Annotated in this window: 17 protein-coding genes; 10 read left to right on the plus strand and 7 right to left on the minus strand. The window is 45.7% G+C overall.

All coding sequences use genetic code 11. The features are described 5' to 3' along the window. Positions 1-174 precede the first annotated feature (174 nt). Complete coding sequence (locus tag E5358_RS09350) at positions 175-891, minus strand: HAD family hydrolase (RefSeq protein ID WP_135939928.1); 717 nt, start codon at positions 889-891, stop codon at positions 175-177. A gap of 301 nt (positions 892-1,192) precedes the next feature. Between E5358_RS09350 and E5358_RS09355 the strand changes: the two genes are divergently transcribed. After that, positions 1,193-2,656 (plus strand): DUF1846 domain-containing protein, encoded by a 1,464-nt coding sequence (locus tag E5358_RS09355; protein ID WP_135939929.1) that lies wholly within the window; start codon positions 1,193-1,195, stop codon positions 2,654-2,656. A 485-nt stretch (positions 2,657-3,141) separates the two neighbouring features. Here E5358_RS09355 and E5358_RS09360 read toward each other — a convergent pair whose 3' ends face one another. Genes E5358_RS09360 through E5358_RS09375 form a run of 4 tightly spaced genes read right to left on the minus strand, consistent with a single transcriptional unit; the run spans position 3,142 to position 5,318 of the window. Then, complete coding sequence (locus E5358_RS09360; protein ID WP_135939930.1) at positions 3,142-3,711, minus strand: DUF4738 domain-containing protein; 570 nt, start codon at positions 3,709-3,711, stop codon at positions 3,142-3,144. 54 nt (positions 3,712-3,765) lie between these two features. Further along, complete coding sequence (locus tag E5358_RS09365; protein WP_135939931.1) at positions 3,766-4,155, minus strand: hypothetical protein; 390 nt, start codon at positions 4,153-4,155, stop codon at positions 3,766-3,768. Beyond that, positions 4,155-4,625, minus strand: a complete 471-nt coding sequence (gene ribH, locus E5358_RS09370) for a 6,7-dimethyl-8-ribityllumazine synthase (RefSeq protein WP_135939932.1) — start codon at positions 4,623-4,625, stop codon at positions 4,155-4,157. The genes E5358_RS09365 and ribH overlap by 1 nt, the downstream gene beginning before the upstream one ends. Before the next feature lie 3 nt (positions 4,626-4,628). After that, positions 4,629-5,318 (minus strand): tetratricopeptide repeat protein, encoded by a 690-nt coding sequence (locus E5358_RS09375; protein WP_135939933.1) that lies wholly within the window; start codon positions 5,316-5,318, stop codon positions 4,629-4,631. Between the two features lie 194 nt (positions 5,319-5,512). On the opposite strand from E5358_RS09375, the gene recF reads away from it, so the two are divergent. From recF to glmM, 6 genes are all read left to right on the plus strand, one after another. After that, positions 5,513-6,607: a DNA replication/repair protein RecF gene (gene recF, locus E5358_RS09380; protein ID WP_135939934.1), complete on the plus strand. Its 1,095-nt coding sequence runs from the start codon at positions 5,513-5,515 to the stop codon at positions 6,605-6,607. Between the two features lie 47 nt (positions 6,608-6,654). After that, positions 6,655-6,945: a DciA family protein gene (locus E5358_RS09385; protein WP_135939935.1), complete on the plus strand. Its 291-nt coding sequence runs from the start codon at positions 6,655-6,657 to the stop codon at positions 6,943-6,945. A gap of 67 nt (positions 6,946-7,012) precedes the next feature. Next, on the plus strand, positions 7,013-7,936 hold the full coding sequence (locus tag E5358_RS09390) for a sugar phosphate nucleotidyltransferase (RefSeq protein ID WP_135939936.1): 924 nt from the start codon (positions 7,013-7,015) through the stop codon (positions 7,934-7,936). A gap of 21 nt (positions 7,937-7,957) precedes the next feature. After that, positions 7,958-9,040 carry a DHH family phosphoesterase gene (locus tag E5358_RS09395; RefSeq protein WP_277821237.1) on the plus strand — a complete coding sequence of 361 codons (1,083 nt, stop codon included), beginning with the start codon at positions 7,958-7,960 and terminating at the stop codon, positions 9,038-9,040. 79 nt (positions 9,041-9,119) lie between these two features. Continuing rightward, the gene (locus E5358_RS09400) at positions 9,120-9,812 is read left to right on the plus strand and encodes a BamK family beta-barrel-assembly machinery protein (RefSeq protein ID WP_135939937.1); all 693 of its coding nucleotides are present in this window, start codon (positions 9,120-9,122) and stop codon (positions 9,810-9,812) included. Between the two features lie 3 nt (positions 9,813-9,815). Next, positions 9,816-11,255, plus strand: a complete 1,440-nt coding sequence (glmM, locus tag E5358_RS09405) for a phosphoglucosamine mutase (RefSeq protein WP_135939938.1) — start codon at positions 9,816-9,818, stop codon at positions 11,253-11,255. A 313-nt stretch (positions 11,256-11,568) separates the two neighbouring features. On the opposite strand, the gene pepT is transcribed toward glmM, so the two are convergent. Further along, the gene (gene pepT / locus E5358_RS09410) at positions 11,569-12,795 is read right to left on the minus strand and encodes a peptidase T (RefSeq protein ID WP_135939939.1); all 1,227 of its coding nucleotides are present in this window, start codon (positions 12,793-12,795) and stop codon (positions 11,569-11,571) included. Positions 12,796-12,904: 109 nt separating this feature from the next. Beyond that, a complete protein-coding gene (gene trmD, locus E5358_RS09415; protein WP_135939940.1) occupies positions 12,905-13,579 on the minus strand; it encodes a tRNA (guanosine(37)-N1)-methyltransferase TrmD in 675 nt (224 codons plus the stop codon). 122 nt (positions 13,580-13,701) lie between these two features. Here trmD and E5358_RS09420 point away from each other — a divergent pair, with 122 nt between their 5' ends. The 3 genes from E5358_RS09420 (at position 13,702) to fucI (ending at position 18,078) form a co-directional block, all read left to right on the plus strand. Continuing rightward, positions 13,702-14,643 (plus strand): dihydrodipicolinate synthase family protein, encoded by a 942-nt coding sequence (locus E5358_RS09420; protein ID WP_135939941.1) that lies wholly within the window; start codon positions 13,702-13,704, stop codon positions 14,641-14,643. 34 nt (positions 14,644-14,677) lie between these two features. Further along, positions 14,678-16,195, plus strand: a complete 1,518-nt coding sequence (locus E5358_RS09425) for a sodium:solute symporter family protein (RefSeq protein ID WP_135939942.1) — start codon at positions 14,678-14,680, stop codon at positions 16,193-16,195. Positions 16,196-16,257: 62 nt separating this feature from the next. Further along, a complete protein-coding gene (gene fucI / locus E5358_RS09430) occupies positions 16,258-18,078 on the plus strand; it encodes an L-fucose isomerase (RefSeq protein ID WP_135939943.1) in 1,821 nt (606 codons plus the stop codon). The last annotated feature ends 281 nt before the right edge of the window (positions 18,079-18,359 follow it).

Below are 18,359 nucleotides of genomic sequence, written 5' to 3' on the forward strand. Positions count from 1 at the left end.
CTTATGCAATTTCTTTGTGTGAAAATATACTGTTTTTAGGGTCAAACAACATGTGATTATTGATGACTTCCGGGAAACAATGGGTGCTCGCACAACTACCATGTTAGCGGTAGAATGCAGTGGCAACATGCTGAATAAAAACCACCGGCTAATGTTCATGACCGGTCTTTTTGCTTATTCCAGCCGTTGGCGTATCGCATCGATATGTTCATCCAGAGTGTTTGCGTCAATGTGCAGAGTCTGTAGCCCGACAGCTTTTCCTGCTTCAATGTTGGCGGTGAAGTCATCGATGTATAGGGCTTCGGTGGGATTGATGCCGGAGTCCTCGATGAGATGCCTGAAGATGCGTGGGTCAGGCTTTGCCATACCTAACTGATAGGAACAGTACATGCGGTCGAAGCATTCCTCTACAGGCATGCCAAGCCCTGAGCAAATCTCTTTGAAAGCCTCCCAATGGAGGTCGCCGATGTTGCTGAGCAGGAACACTTGCAGTGACTGGGTGCCATGGTTGTTTTCACAGCAGGTTTGTGTTGGATTGCCTTGTGTGGAGGATGGCAGCTGCCGTTTCCTCAGTTCTTTCAGGAAGGCAAGTCTGTTGACGGGAACCTCGATGAGGTCGTTGTAGGCATGGAGTAGCTGCTCGTAGCTTGTGCCGGGATTGCATTGTTGTTGTACGGCATGCAGGAATTCCTTGCCTGTCATCTCGCCTTTGTCCATTTTGTGGATGTAGTCAAGGAGTGGGATTTCGCTTGGAATACCGTTCAGCGGTCCGTCCTTAGTGAGCATTTCCTTTGGCAAAGGAAGCCCCATTTCGGCAAATTTCATGAATGATTCTTTTGTTTTCAGGTTGGCAATGACGCCACCAAGGTCAAAAATCACAACTTTAATCATAGCATATTTGTTTTTGAAAGTATTGAATTCTTGTTTTTCAGAAATGTTTTGCAGGTATATGGCTGGTTTTTCTGTAATGTAGCCATATCACTGCAAATTTACATAAAAATCCTGAAATTATAGCCCTATGTGGATGAAAAACTGAAAAGAACACTCCGAATTTCCCACTTTCTGTCATACTCTACAGTATTGGCTTTGAAATGAAAAATATTTAAAAAGCCATACAAAGGTTTGGTTTTGTCACCAATAATTCTTACCTTTGTATCCCGTATTTATTGAAATTAGTTTTTAGGAGAAAGATATGAAATACGGATTTGACAACGACAAGTACATTACCACCCAAAGTGAGCATATCAAGGAAAGGATTGCTCAGTTTGGCAACAAACTCTATCTTGAGTTAGGCGGAAAACTTTTTGACGACCACCATGCATCACGCGTCCTGCCGGGATTCCAGCCGGACTCCAAACTGCGCATGTTGCAGCAGTTGAGCGGTGCGGCGGAGATAGTCATCGTCATATCAGCGGAAGACATTGTAAAGAACAAGGTGCGTGCTGACCTCGGCATAACCTATGACGAGGATGTGCTCCGCTTGCGTGCCGAATTCCAGAACCGTGGCTTTGTTGTTGGTTCTGTGGTCATTACCCACTATAACGGTCAGCGTGCTGCTGACGACTACCGCAACCGCCTGAAGAGGATAGGGGTCACATCGTATGTGCACCATCTCATTGACGGTTATCCTCACAATGTGGACCTTATCGCGTCTGACGAGGGGTTCGGCAAGAATGATTATGTTGAGACATCACGTCCTCTTGTGATAGTGACAGCTCCCGGACCGGGCTCCGGCAAAATGGCGGTATGCCTTTCGCAGCTGTACAATGAGCATAAGCGCGGTATAACCGCCGGCTATGCCAAGTTTGAGACTTTCCCTGTTTGGAATCTTCCTTTGAAGCATCCTGTGAACATAGCCTATGAGGCGGCAACGGCAGACTTGAATGATGTCAACATGATTGACCCGTTCCACCTTGAAGCTTATGGAAAGACGGCTATCAACTATAACCGTGACATTGAGATTTTCCCTGTCCTCAATGCTCTTTTTGAGGGCATTTATGGCGAGAACCCGTATAAGTCGCCTACAGATATGGGTGTGAACATGGTAGGCTATTGCATCTGTGATAACGAGGTCTGCTGTGAGGCTTCAAAGCAGGAGATTATCCGCCGTTACTATGCAGCACTCAACCTTATGGCTGAAGGCAAGGAGGTTACGGGTGAGGTGCAGAAGATCGCTTTGCTGTTCAAGCAGGCCGGCATAAACTCTGCATATCGTGCGACTACCGTTGCGGCTAAGGAGAAGGCTGAGCAGACTGGGCACACATCTTCTGCAATAGAGTTGGAGGACGGTACAATAATCACTGCAAAGTCTTCGGAACTGCTTGGATGTTCTGCAGCTCTGCTGCTGAATTCAATGAAATATCTTGCAGGAATGGAGAAAGAGGTGAAACTTATCCCGCAGGATTTGATAGAGCCGATACAGCATACAAAGATGAATTACCTGAAAGGACGCAATCCGCGCCTGCACACCGACGAGGTTCTTGTCGTGCTTTCTGCCCTTACGGCGCGTGATGAGCGTTGCCGTTTGGCTCTTGAGCAACTGCCGAAGTTGGAGGGGGCGCAGGTACATACCACTGTGATGTTATCGGAGGTTGACCGTAAGATTTTCAAGAAACTCGGTGTTGATGTAACTTGTGACCCTGTGAGGAAGAAATGACGGAGCGATGCTTTCGCTATATTAATATATTGGTGTCCGGTAAAACGCAAAATATATCTCTGATTGTGTACGTTATGTACGGATATTTCCGGGCAGAGAACCGCGTTAGCGGTTTGGTATAGTAGCCGTGGGTCGTACCCACGGAATACAGTAACGCTCTGTGCGCGACCGATTTGTCGGTCGAATGAAGGTGAGTGCTTCCGGGTTGTTCGACCGATAAATCGGTCGCTGTCCGGTGCTTGTATCACAACCGTGGGTTGCGACCCACGGCATCTTTCTTGTCACCGCTGACGCGGTTCCCAAGACAAGTCCATTTTGAAGAAAGAACCTCATAAGATGGGGATATACAAGAGCTTTATTGCTTGTCATTGTTTTTTACCGGACAACAATAATATTAATACAATTCCGGCTGACAGTCCTTAAAGATGGCTGTCAGCCGGAATTGTATTGTTATGGTATAATTTAAATATTGTTGTTTGGAAATGTCATACTCCATCCTCGTCTTCGTTGCCGATTTCGGCATTATGGTCAATCTGTGTGTCCAAAGCTATTGACATATTGCCTGTTCTGCCGATTTTCATAACAAGAGGGATAAAGGTGTCGCTTTGCATATCAGGATAGCCGACACTTACTGCAAAGACAAGGTTGCTGTCTTCCACTTTTTCCAATACGATGCCCAATAGCACTCCGTTTTTTGTGATATTGTTGTTGCCGGCATAGGGGATAAAGTCTTGCTTCGTGAATTTCTTGTTGAAGGCTTTTGTACCATCGGCACGCAGTACTTTCACGTCTATGGCATTGTCATAATATTCTTGTCCGTTCTCATCTTTTATAAGCGGGAGGCTTTTGTCAGCAGTCCTCATGACAGAGACGGAATAGTCTTTGCCAAGCCATTTCACATTGCGCTCCTGTCTGACATCTTTCATCTGTTGTGTGCCTTTCTTTGTTTCCACTTGTGGGGCAGGCACAATGATGTCATGCTTTTCCTGCTTATCATTGCAAGAGGCAAGGATGAGAATGGAAGTCAAGGATAGTATAATATGTGTTTTTAGCATAGTGATGTTTTTGTTTTTCGGTTTTTGTTTATTAAGACTGCTAATAAGCGGACATTACCTTAGCATTTCCAACAGTTCTTCGTTCAGTTCCGTGAAGCGTCGTGGCTTGAAACCTATGAGAAGTATGCACAGGAAAGCGTTGCATGCTATTTCGAAAAGAGATATTTCGACATCATTATCAATGATGACTTCTTTGCCTATGATCACGTTCCATTGCGCTTCAAAACAACGGTCTTCGGCTCCTACGAAGCAATCGTCACTGTCCTGTGCTTCTATCAGCTGGTATGTTATCTTCTTTTTTGAAGTCACAGGCTGTTGAGCCAACAAAAAATCGTAAGCCTCCTGTATCTCAGGACGCTTACGATTCAAATCAGGTATCATTTCACACAGTTCTGTGAAAATCTCGCTGAATGTGTATTTTTCTAATATTTCTTTTAATATCATCAGAATTTAGCCATTTTAATTGCTGCTACGGCACATTCTTCGCCTTTGTTGCCAAGTGCGCCGCCTGCTCTTTCCTTTGCGTCTTCCATGGTTTCTGTGGCAAGAATGCCGAAGATTACAGGTACTGCACTTGTTGCGTTCAGTTGTGCAAAGCCTGCTGTAACGCTGTTTACTACGCAGTCAAAGGAATGGGTTTTGCCTTTCACTACACACCCTAATGCTATGACAGCATCATATCCGTCATTCAGTGTCATCTGGTGTGCGCCATAGACAAGTTCCATTGTTCCCGGCACACGCTTCACATGGATGTTTTCCGGAAGGGCATCAAATCCTTCAAGCGTTGTTACTGTTCCCTCAAGCAGGGCGTTGGTAATTTCCGGATTACGTTCGGAAACCACAATGCCGAAACACATGTTTTCGGCATTAGGTACTTTGGATTTGTCGTAATCGGAGAAATTTCGTGTAGCCATGTCTTACTCAGTGCAACGTTCGATGTACTTGTCTATTTCGCGATATACGGCAGAGTTGACATAGTTAGCTTTGATGTCCTTGTAGATGTCAAGAGCCTCTGATTTCTTGCCTTGGCTCTCAAGAAGCTCACCTGCCTGGAGGAGGAACTGTGGAGAGAGAGACTGGTTGCGTCCTGTCTCAGACTCGGAGTCAGCCATCTTTGCAGCTTTCTTCAGTGCAGAGATAGCGTCGTCAATCTTGTTGAGCTTTGCATAGACATTGCCAAGTGCGCCTACTGCTGCAGGAGAGACCATTGCATCATCTGATGTAGAGTAATCGCTGAGGTGTTTTTCTGCCTCCTGAGCCTTGCCGAGGTTGGCATAGCAAAGTCCTGCATAGAGATTTGCAAGGTTGCTGGCGTCAGTGCAGCTGTACTGTTCAGCGATTTTCAGGAAACCAAGGTTGTTTCCGTCACCATTCAGGGCTTTCTCGTACTGCTCCTGAGCGAAAAGGTCTTGAGCCTTAGCCATGGCAGTGCTTGCCTCATCTTGGCGTGGCTGGAAATAGAAAGTATTCATAAGTATTGCGCCTGCGACAACCACGATAAGTGCCACAAAACTGATGCCAATTACTTTCTTGTACTTTACTACGAATGCTTCTGTTTTTGTTAGAGACTCTGTAGGCTGAGCCTGCTGTTCGGTTTTCTTTTCCATATTGTTTGTTTTTTTATTTTCTTGTCTTGTAGTTGTGAAAGTTGGAAATCGCGTTTTTCTGTTTGTATCTTTTTGGAATATACCACAATTCGGACGCAAAATTAGTGAAATTATCTCACATAATGAAATTTAATGCTACTTTTTTTGTTTTTTACCATGAAAAATGTTAACTTTGCGTCAAATTTGTGTTAAGAATGAGACTTAAGAAGCTGGCAATTATCAATTATAAGAATATTAAGGAGGCAACACTTGAATTGTCACCTAATATTAATTGTCTGATTGGCAGCAACGGCATGGGGAAGACAAACATCTTGGATGCCGTGTATTATTTGTCATTCTGTAAGAGCCATTCGTCAGTTGCCGATTCACAGATTATTCGTCACGATGAGGAATTTTTCATGCTTGACGGTATTTATGAGGACGACAAAGGCAACGAAGAACAGATTTATTGCGGCATGAAGCGTGGAACACGCAAGCATTTCAAGCGCAATAAAAAAGAATACAAACGCCTTTCGCAGCATATCGGCCTCATACCTCTTATTATAGTGTCCCCGGGCGATACGGTGATGATAGACGGAGGCAGTGAGTGCAGAAGGCGGTTCATGGATGTCGTCATAGCGCAGTGCCAACCTGAATATATGGATGCTTTGACACGCTATGGCACAGCATTGCAGCAACGTAACGCGTTGTTGAAAATGGAGGACGAGCCGGATGTTGCGCTTTTGGAACTTTGGGAAGAAGAGATGGCGCGAGAGGGAGAACGCATATACACATTCAGAGATGATTTTATAGAACGGCTGACACCACTGTTCCGGCAGATATACTGCCGCACGTCGGGAAATCATGAGACTGTCGGACTGAAATATGTCTCTCATTGCCAGCGCGGACCGCTATTGGACGTAATCAGGCGTGACAGACATAAAGACCGTGCCGTCGGTTATTCTTTGCATGGAGTGCATAGGGATGACCTTGAAATGACGATAGACGGCTATCCGCTACGTCGTGAGGGGAGCCAAGGACAGGCAAAAACTTTCGTGATAGCGATGAAACTGGCACAGTTCGATTTCCTCCGTAAAACATCAAGCAACACAACTCCTTTGCTCCTGCTTGATGACATCTTTGACAAGCTTGACACTTCCCGTGTGGAGCAGATAGTCAAACTTGTGGCAGGAAACCAGTTCGGGCAGATATTCATCACCGATACAAACCGCGACCATTTGGATGAAATCTTGCGCCATACCACACTCGACCACAAGATATTCCATGTCACGGAAGGGAAAGTGTCATAGCAATAGTGTTAGCAAACGATACACCATATTAAATATGCATACTTAATATGTTCCGAAAAAAAGAGAAACTCGTCAGTGACATCGTTCTGGAGATACTACGTGTACAAGGGCTTGAAACCCCTCTGCTGCAACGCCGCCTTATAAATTCATGGGAAGAGGTTGCAGGAACGTTGGTGACAAGGTACACCGGAGAGAAATTCATAAAAAACCAGACATTAATGGTGAAAATAACTAATCCGGCGATGCGGGCAGAACTCGGCATGATGCGTACACAGCTCAAAGACAGGCTTAATGCACAAGTTGGGGCGCAAGTCATTGCTGAGGTGAGATTCTTTTAGAAAGACATAGTCTTCGGACAAACTTACAAGTTGACAAATAGATAATAACTCAAAAACAAATACAATTATGAAACCTACATTATTCCTACTTGCTGCCGGTATGGGCAGCCGTTACGGTGGTTTGAAACAGTTAGACGGTGTCGGCCCTAATGGCGAGACAATCATGGATTACAGTATCTATGATGCCATAGAAGCCGGATTCGGAAAGATTGTATGGGTCATCCGCAAAGACTTTGAGGAGCAGTTCCGCACACAGATACTTTCCAAATATGAAGGAAAGGTGAAATGCGAGCTTTGCTTCCAGTCCATCGATGCTTTGCCTGAGGGATTCACCTGTCCGGAAGGACGCCAGAAGCCATGGGGTACTAACCATGCGGTCCTTATGGGCAAGGATGTCATCAAAGAACCTTTCTGTGTAATCAACTGCGATGATTTCTATAACCGTGACGCATTCAAGGTTATAGGAAAGTTCCTTGCAGAACTTCCTGAGGATGCAAAGGGGCAATACTCTATGGTTGGTTTCCGTGTCGGCAACACTCTTTCTGAAAACGGAACCGTGTCACGTGGCATCTGCTCAAAAGACGAAAACGGCAACCTTACGACATGTGTCGAGCGTACCAAAATCGGTAAACTGGATAACGGCGCAGTGGCATTCCGTGCAGACAACAAAGAAGACGGCGAATGGATAACAATAGATGAAAACACTCCGGTTTCTATGAATATGTGGGGATTCACTCCTGACTACTTCGAGTATTCTGAAGAGTATTTCAAGGAATTCCTCTCTGACCCTGCAAACATCGAGAACCTCAAATCAGAGTTCTTCATTCCTTTGATGGTGAACAAACTCATCAATGAAGGTACAGCGACATGCAAGGTTCTTGACACCACTTCCAAATGGTTTGGAGTGACATACGCTGAGGATCGTCCTGACACTGTGGCAAGAATCGCATCACTTGTTGATGATGGCACATATCCCAACAAACTGTTCTAAGAAACAAATATATTTTGAATTTTGAAACAGACATCACCATTAAGTAAACTGACAACTGAATATGTTTCTGAGCTCCGCAAACTTATATACGGAGCTCAGAATATTGTTATAACATGTCACCACAACCCTGATGGTGACGCTATCGGCTCTTCGCTTGCCCTTGCAAGATATATTTCAAAGCTGGGCAAGGAAGTTTCCGTAATAATTCCTGACGCATATCCGGATTTCCTGCAATGGCTTCCCGGCACACAGGAGATCATTCGCTTCAACAAGCATCAGGAAAAAGCGGAGATGATGCTGAAGATTAGCGACATAATCTTCTGCCTTGACTATAATACAGTAGAAAGGACAGGCGAGATGATGTCAAAGGCTATCTCTTCGTCCGGCGCACAGAAAATCATGATAGACCATCATCTTTCACCGGACATAAATACCGCATGGACATGGTCTGCTCCGGAAATGTGCTCGACATCCCAAATGGTTTTCCATGTTATAGAAGCATTGGAAAAGGATAAGGAGGACGGATTGTGGCAGACCTTTGATTATGTGGACACTGAATGCTGTATAGACAAGCAGATTGCCACGTGCGTTTATTGCGGAATGATGACAGACACCGGTGCGTTTACATACAACAGCGCTGACCCGGAGGTGTATAATGTCATAGCCAGACTCCTTTCGTATGGCATAAACAAAGACAAAATCTACCGCAATGTATTTTGGACTTTCTCTGTGAATAGAATGCGTCTGTGGGGACATATACTGCAGAAATTCGTGGTTTCTGATGACGGTCACAGTGCGTATTTCACATTATCACGTGCAGAACTGAGGAAATTCAATTTCGTTAAAGGTGACGCGGAAGGTCTTGTCAATATGCCATTGCAGATTCGTGGCATGAAACTTTCCATATCATTGCGGGAAGATACGGAAAAGGACAACCTTATATGGGTCAGCCTGCGGTCGGTGGATGATTTCCCATGCAACAAGATGTCTGAACAATTCTTTAACGGGGGAGGGCATCTGAACGCTGCCGGTGGCAGGTTGTTTTGCTCTCTTGAGGAGGCAGAAAAAGTTGTCAGACACGCCATTGCTGAATTTAAATACTAATAATTCATAATAACTAAATGTTTATTCGCAAATTATTGCTACTTTTGCAGAACAAACATTTAATTAATAGAATCATTCAATGAGAAAACTACTCTACAATCTCTGTTTCGCAGTTGCTGTCTTTGCGTTGTTCAGCTGTAATGACACCGAGACCTACGCTGATATGAAGAAGAAGGAAAATGCAGCTATTTCCGAATTCCTTGCAAGAAACACATCAGTGTCACAATCTGTTTTCAACAAGCCAATTAGTGTGATTTCCGAGACTGATTTCACAAATAACGGCGAGAAAACTGACACTGCGAAGAATGAGTTTGTGCTGTTTGAGTCCACAGGCATCTATATGCAGATTGTGCGTAAAGGTCCTGGTGAAAAAGTGAAGAATGGTGAGACAACAGTGCTTTTGTGCCGTTTCAATGAGTATAACATCCTGACAGACACCCTTCAGCTGACGAATACGGACAGCCGTTATTCCGTCAGTCTCATACCGGAAGAACTTAGTGTGACAAATTCTTACGGTTCTTTCACCGGCTCTTTCACAAGTCTTTATGCAACAGCCATGACATCTGCTTATGGTACTGCTGCGCCAAGCGGCTGGCTTGTGCCGTTGCGCTACATTAATGTCGGCAGGCAAACCTCTGAGGACGAAGAGATTGCAAAGGTGCGCATCATAGTTCCTTCCACACAGGGGCACCAGTATGCGTCGGCAAGTGTCTATCCTTGCTATTATGAAATAACTTACCAAAGAAAAGATTCCAAAGAAGATAAAGAATAAATAATGTCACTGATAAAATCAATTTCCGGTATCCGTGGAACAATCGGCGGTCCGGCAGGGGATACTCTTAATCCTCTTGACATCGTGAAGTTCACCTCGGCTTATGCCACACTCATACGCAAATCCACACAGGAAGAGGAGAGGTATACGCCTACAAACAGGATTGTTGTCGGAAGAGACGCGCGCATTTCCGGTGAGATGGTGAAGAATGTTGTGTGCGGAACCCTTATGGGAATGGGATTCGATGTTATAAACATCGGACTTGCATCAACACCAACAACGGAACTTGCTGTGACAATGGCACATGCAGACGGTGGCATCATCATCACAGCATCCCACAATCCCCGCCATTGGAACGCCTTGAAACTGCTTAACCGTCATGGCGAATTCCTCAACGCCACAGAAGGTAATGAGGTTCTTTCCATAGCGGAAGCAGAGGCCTTTGACTACGCTGATGTTGACAATCTTGGACAATACACAGAAGAAAATTTTGATGAACGCCATATACAGAGCGTGCTTGACCTGAAACTTGTTGACGTTGAAGCTGTCAAGAAGGCAAAATTCAATGTTTGTGTCGACTCAATCAACTCTGTGGGTGGTATCATACTGCCGAAACTTCTTGAACGCCTTGGGGTAGGCTACACTTTCCTCAATAAGGAGGCTGACGGCGATTTCCGGCATAATCCGGAACCATTGGAGAAAAACCTCACTGGCATTATGGACGAAATGAAAACAGGAAAGTATGACTTGGGTATAGTTGTTGACCCGGATGTCGATCGTCTTGCATTTATCTGTGAGGACGGAAAAATGTTCGGTGAAGAATATACTCTTGTCTCTGTCGCTGACTACATCCTTTCCGAAATGGAGAAAAACGCAAAAGAGGAAGGCACATCGTTGCCGGCACTCAATACCGTTTCCAACCTTTCTTCCACACGTGCGCTGCGTGATGTGACAGAGGCACACGGAGGCACATACACAGCTGCGGCAGTAGGTGAGGTCAATGTGACTACAAAGATGAAGGAAGTCGGTGCAGTGATAGGAGGTGAAGGCAACGGCGGTGTAATCTATCCGGACAGCCATTATGGCAGAGACGCGTTGACAGGAATAGGACTTTTCCTTTCTTCATTGGCGCATAAAGGCATTTCAGCAAGCGCATTGCGTGCCACATTCCCTGAATATTTCATAGCTAAGAACCGTATCGACCTTACTCCTGACACTGATGTCGATGCCATCTTGGTGCAGGTGAAGGAGAAATATGCCAAGGAAAAGGATGTGCAAGTCAATGATATTGACGGTGTTAAGCTCGATTTTCCTGACAAATGGGTGCATCTCCGCAAGTCAAACACTGAGCCAATAATCCGCGTTTACTCAGAAGCACACTCTATGGAAGAGGCTGATCAGCTCGGCAAGAGTATCATGGACATCGTGTATGCCATGGTGTAACCGGCTGAAAGTTTGCTTTTTACATACAAGGTATTTATAAGACACAAGGCTGTCCGGCAATTTTGCCGGACAGCCTTGTGTCTTATAAATTATATCGGTGGCAGGTAAAATCAAACGTAACCTCTCGTTGTGAAACATTCGTGCAGATAGGTCTCAAAAGGTGAGGCGTTGGCATGTGTTGCAAAAGGTAACACTTGGCAAGGCGAAATGTTACCTTTCACTATACAAAAGGTAACCCTTTGCCGGACAAAAGGTTACCTTTCGTGAATGCTTTTTTACGGAGTTCGTAGCCCTGCTATTATGGACATTAGGATTAGTCGTTATATTCCGCTGTTATCTCACATATCTTGATGATAGTGTTCATTGCCTTTTCCATTACCTGGCAGGAAACAAACTCGTAAGGACCATGGAAGTTCACGCCACCTGCGAATATGTTAGGGCATGGCAATCCTTTGAAAGACAGCTGTGCACCGTCAGTGCCGCCGCGGATAGGTTCCACGCGTGGCGGAACGTCACATTCCTGCATGGCGTGGAGCACAATGTCGATGACATGCATCTGAGGGTCAATCTTCTCCTTCATGTTGTAGTACTGGTCGTTGACATCGACAGTGACAGTCCCTTCGCCATATTTCTCGTTCAGCTGATCTCCAACTTTCTTGATGAAAATCTTGCGGTCCTCAAATTTCTGCCGGTCATGGTCGCGGATGATATATGAAAGTTTTGCACATTCAATGCCGCTGTCAATGTGCAGGAGATGATAGAAGCCTTCGTACCCCTCTGTTGTCTCAGGGCGTTCGTCGGCAGGCATCATGTTTGCAAATTCCATTGCTATGATGTTGGCATTGAGCATCTTGCCCTTTGCATATCCGGGGTGCACGCTGACACCTTTTATTGTCACCTTTGCTCCGGCAGCATTGAAATTCTCGTACTCAAGGTCGCCAAGGTCCCCGCCGTCAATGGTGTATGCCCACTCGCATCCGAATTTCTCAACGTCAAAATGGTGTGCACCCATACCAATCTCTTCGTCAGGGTTGAAGGCGACACGAATCCTGCCATGCTTCACTTCCGGATGCTCTTTAAGCCATACCATTGCCTGAATGATTTCGGAAATGCCCGCCTTGTCATCAGCACCAAGCAGTGTTGTGCCGTCTGTCACAATGAGGTCTTCGCCCTTATGCTGCAGCAGCTCCGGGAATTTGGCAGGGGAGGAGACTATGCCTTCAGAAAGCACGATGTCCCCACCGTCATAGTTCTCCACTATGCGTGCCTTGATGTTAGCACCTGAACAGTCAGGAGAAGTGTCGTAGTGGGCGATGAAACCGATAGTCGGCACCTCCTTCTTGATGTTTGATGGCAGGGTTGCGTAGACATAACCCATTTCGTCCATCTCGACATCATCAAGGCCTTCATTTTCGAGTTCCTCTTTAAGATAACGTGCAAATGCCATCTGCTTTTCCGGCGTGCTTGGCACAGTCTGCGACTCTTCTGACGACTGAGTGTCAAATTTGGTATAGTTAATAAAGCGTTCTATTAGGTTCATTTGATATAGGTTTTATGTTTTGATTTTAGTGAATTGTTTCTTTAAGGATAATACTTAATGTCTTGACAATATGCACTTTGCCTTTTTGTCATGAAATTGATGTGGAGGATTATTTCAAAAGGTCAGGGCGTAGGGCTTTTGTTCTTGCTATAGCCTGCTCCATTTCCCATTCCTTGATTTTCGCCTCATGCCCCGACAGTAGGATGTCCGGCACTCGCCAGCCTTTGTATTCGGCAGGGCGTGTGTAGATAGGGGCGGACAGCAGGTCATCCTGAAAACAGTCAGAGAAGGCAGACTGTTCATCCCCGATTACGCCGGGGATGAGTCTGACGATAGCGTCAGCCATGACGGCGGCAGGCAGTTCTCCGCCTGTCAGCACGAAATCGCCTATACTGATTTCGCGTGTGATGAGGTGGTCACGCACTCGCTGGTCTATTCCCTTGTAATGTCCTGCAAGGATGATGATGTTCTCCTTCATTGACAAATCGTTGGCGACATGCTGGTTGAACTGTTCTCCGTCAGGCGATGTGAATATGATTTCGTCATAGTCGCGCTCAGCCTTCAGGGCGGAGATGCAGCGGTCGATAGGCTCTATCTGCATTACCATGCCCGCGAATCCGCCATACGGATAGTCGTCAACACGCTTCCATTTATCAAGTGTATAGTCACGAAGGTTGTGGACATGTATCTCCACAAGCCCTTTTTTCTGTGCTCTTGCCAAGATGCTTTCGTTCATGAACGGTTCAAGCATTTGCGGCAATACTGTTATAATATCTATTCTCATTTCTCTGCAAAAGTACAAAAGTTTTTTGAATTAACACAAATTTAGCGTGGATTATGCGTTTTTCTTTGAAAAAATTATTAATTTTGCAATCAAACTATAACAATAACTAACTTATTTGAATTATGATAGATTTGATGAAAACACCGCTAAGCGGTATTGTACCACCCCTTGTGACACCCCTTGTTGATAACGAGACCGTCGATGTCCCAAGTCTTGAACGCCTGATAGAGCATCTCATTGCAGGAGGTGTCCATGGTCTTTTTGTCCTTGGCACGACAGGTGAGGAGCAGTCATTGTCGTTCAGTGTCCGCGAACAGATGATTCGTGAGTCATGCCGTATAAACAACGGTCGTCTGCCGATACTTGTATGTATCACAGAAACGTCAATCGTTGAGGCTGTCAACCTTGCCAACATAGCAAAGGAATGCGGAGCAGACGGTCTTGTCTCTGCCCCTCCGTATTATTTTGCGACAGGACAACCTGAGCTGGCTCAGTTCTATGAAGAGCTTGTGCCACAGCTTCCTCTTCCTGTGTTCCTGTACAACATGCCATCCCATGTGAAGGTTAATTTCGCTCCGGAGACAGTTGCCCGTCTGGCAAAGATGAAGCAGGTTGTCGGTCTGAAGGACTCTTCCGCCAATGGTGTTTATTTCCAGAGTGTCATGTATGAGGCACGCAAGGTCAATCCGGACTTCATGATGTTCTGCGGTCCTGAGGAGATGACAGGCGAATGTGTGATGATGGGTGCTAACGGTGGCGTCAACGGTGGTGCCAACATGTTCCCTGAACTGTATGTTGCAATGTACAATGCAGCAAAGGAAAAGGATGTGGAGAAACTTGTGGAGCTGCAGAGTATCATTATGCAGATAAGCCGCACCATATATACTATTGGCCGTCATGGTTCAAGCTATCTGAAGGGATTGAAGTGCGCTTGCCAGCAGCTTGGCGTGATTGATGACGACTTTGTGGCTTCTCCTTTCTACAAGTTTGACAAACCGGAGCGTGACAAGGTTACGATAGCCCTTGCAAAACTGAATATGGAGCATGGCAAACTGAAACTATAAAAACACATACACAACTAACCTTACAATCTTTGCTATGCACATAATCGATGTTTTAGTTTTCCTTGTATTTACAGGCGGTATAGTCCTGATGGGCAGCTTGTTTTACAGCAAGGACACCAGTGCCAAGGAATTTACAAACGCAGGAAGGAGTATTCCCGGATGGGTTGTGGGAATGAGTATTTTCTCCACATTCGTTTCAAGTATCTCGTATCTTGGAAATCCGGGAAAGGCCTATGCTTCGGACTGGAACCCGTTTGTCTTTGGAATAAGCATACCCATAGCCTGCTGGATAGCGGCAAAATGGTTTGTGCCTTTTTACAGGAACCATGACAGTGTGTCGGCCTACGCTTTTCTTGAAGAGCGTTTCGGTCCATGGGCAAGAATCTATGCTTCGGCATGTTATTTGCTGACACAGGTAGCGCGTATGGGTTCCATACTCTTCCTGCTGGCAATGCCTATGAACATTCTGATGGGATGGGATTTGCGTACCGTAATTATCATAACCTCCATTGCAATCATCTTCTATTCGATGCTTGGCGGTATGAAGGCTGTGATATGGACGGAGGCGATTCAGGGCTTTATATTAATAGGTGGTGCATTGGTATGCCTTGGCGTGCTGATGTTCTCCATGCCGGAAGGGCCGATGCAGGCTATTCAGATAGGGTGGGACACACTTGATGAAGCAGGAAGGAACAAGTTCTCTTTGGGCTCATTCTCCTTGACTGACCTTTCACACTCAACTTTCTGGGTGTGCCTGATTTATGGCGTGTTCATCAATCTCCAGAACTATGGCATAGACCAGAACTATGTTCAGCGTTACCATACGGCAAAGACAGAGCGTGAGGCAAAGAACGCTGCACTTTTCGGTGGTTGGCTTTATATTCCTGTGTCAGCATTGTTCTTTCTGATAGGCACCTGCTTGTTCAGTTACTATAAAGTGTTCCCGGATGCACAAGTTGCTGCTTTCGAGGCGGCAGGCAAGACGGACTATGTCTTTCCTTATTTCATGGTTCACTCATTGCCGACAGGTCTGACAGGTCTGCTCATTGCCAGTGTGTTCGCTGCCGGCATGTCAACGGTTGCAACCTCGGTGACATCATGTTCGACAATCCTTCTGACGGATTATTGGATGCGTATGCGCAAGCACGTTCACCGTAAGGGACATGACCATAGCCGGGGTATTGGTGACAAGGAGCATCTTATGGTTCTGAAGCTCGGTTCAGTCCTTATCGGAGTCCTTGGAATATGTGTTGCCCTTGCTTTGGTGAATGTGGACAGCATCCTTGATGCATGGTGGAAATTGTCATCAATCTTCTCCGGCGGAATGCTTGGACTGTTCCTGCTTGGCTATCTTTCGACAAAGGTCAAGAACATTCATGCTGTCATTGGTGTGCTCTGTGGCTTTGCTGTCATAGCATGGATTTCGGCATGGAACTGGATAGGGCTTCCTAATCCCGGATTGCATGAGTACCTTGCCATTGTGCTTGGCACGATGACAATATTCATCGTAGGTTTCGCCCTTGTGCTGTTCATTCCTGTAAAGAAGAAATGACAAAACATTGTTATTGAGACAAATTAAATTATAAAGCAAAACAAATACAAATTATTATATTTATGGCTAACTATCCTAAAATTGGAATCCGCCCGACCATTGATGCTCGTCAGGGTGGCATTCGTGAAAGTCTTGAAGAAAAGACAATGGCACTTGCTAATGCAGTGGCAAAACTTATAAGTGAGAATCTTAAGAACGGTGATGGCTCGCCGGTGGAGTGTGTCATTTCTGACACAACTATCGGGCGTGTCGCAGAGGCTGCAGCTTGTCAGGAGAAGTTTGAGCGTGAGAATGTCGGCTCAACAATCACTGTGACATCATGCTGGTGCTATGGCTCTGAGACAATGGACATGGATCCTACACACCCAAAGGCTGTCTGGGGCTTTAACGGAACAGAGCGTCCGGGAGCTGTATATCTCGCTGCCGTACTTGCTGCACATGCACAGAAGGGGCTTCCTGCTTATGGAATCTATGGGCATGATGTCCAGGATTTGTCTGACAATACTATTCCTGCTGATGTGGCAGAGAAGATTCTGCGTTTTGCACGTGCAGCACAGGCTGTGGCAACAATGCGTGGAAAATCTTACCTGAGCCTTGGCAACACATGTATGGGTATTGCCGGTTCAATCGTTGATGCAGATTTCCTCCAGAATTATTTTGGCATGCGCACTGAGTATGTGTCACTTGTAGAGATACTGCGTCGTGTGGACTACGGAATTTATGACCATGAAGAGTTTGAGAAAGCCATGCAGTGGGTTGAGAAATTCTGCAAGACCAATGAGGGACATGACTATAATGAGGACCGTGCTCTCTTCCCGGGCACACCGATGACAACTTTCAATGGAAAGGGAAAAGGCAAGAACCGTGAGGAAAAGGATGCTGACTGGGAGTTTACCGTAAAGTGCATGATGATTATCCGCGACCTTATGTGCGGCTCTGCCAAACTGAAGGAAATGGGATATTTGGAAGAGGCTCTTGGTCATAATGCTATTGCTGCAGGTGTGCAGGGACAGCGCCAGTGGACAGACTACAAGCCGAACTTCGATTTCCCGGAGTCAATGCTCTGCACAAGTTTCGACTGGAACGGTCCGCGTGAGTCAAAGATTCTTGCAACGGAGAATGATTTCCTGAACGGTATGTCAATGCTTTTCGGACATCTCCTTACAAACAAGGGAGCAATGTTCTCTGACATCCGTACATATTGGAGCCCGGAAGCAGTAGAGCGTGTGAGCGGAAAGCGTCCTGAGGGTGCTGCAGCTGATGGCTTTATTCATCTTATTAACTCTGGTGCTACAACTCTTGACGCAACAGGTGCGATGACAGATGCGGAGGGTAATCCTACAATGAAGCCACATTGGGAGATTACGGAGCAGGATATGGAGAACTGTCTGAACGCTACAAGTTGGATGCCTGCTGACCGTGACTATTTCCGTGGCGGCGGTTATTCTTCACATTTCCTTACCAAGGGTGGCATGCCAATGACCATGCTCCGCGTAAACATCGTGGCAGGTCTCGGTCCTGTCCTTCAGCTTGCAGAGGGATGGACAGTGGAACTTGACAAGGATGTCAATGACATGCTTGACAAGCGTACTGACCCGACATGGCCGACAACATGGTTCGCGCCACGCCTTGACCCTTCAAAGGATGCTTTCAAGGATGTATATTCAGTCATGAACAACTGGGGAGCAAATCATGGTGCCATTGTTTATGGTCATGTCGGTGCTGACCTTATCACACTCTGTTCAATGCTTCGCATCCCTGTATGTATGCACAATATTGCTGATAAGGACATTTTCCGTCCGGCTTGTTGGAATGCTTTCGGCATGGATAAGGAAGGTGCGGACTACCGTGCATGTGAGAACTTCGGTCCTCTGTATAAGTAAATATGAAGATAATAATGTCATGAATAGTCTATATTCATAAATGATGTAGACTGTTTGTTGAAATATTTATAATGATAAATAAAAGATGGGTAGGGAAATTAAGCAAATGATTTTTCATACCCATCTTTTTAGAAAATATTTTTCATAAAGAATGAAGACTTGGAAAGAGAATCTTGAGGAAACCAAAAAACATTATGTTAATTGGTGGAATCATAAGGGTATAGTTGTGAACATGTGGGAGCATTTCCAGGAAGGAGTTGCCCCACATGGTCCGTATTCGG

Origin of the sequence: Palleniella muris, from assembly GCF_004792655.1 — a bacterium.
Lineage (GTDB): Bacteria > Bacteroidota > Bacteroidia > Bacteroidales > Bacteroidaceae > Prevotella > Prevotella muris_A.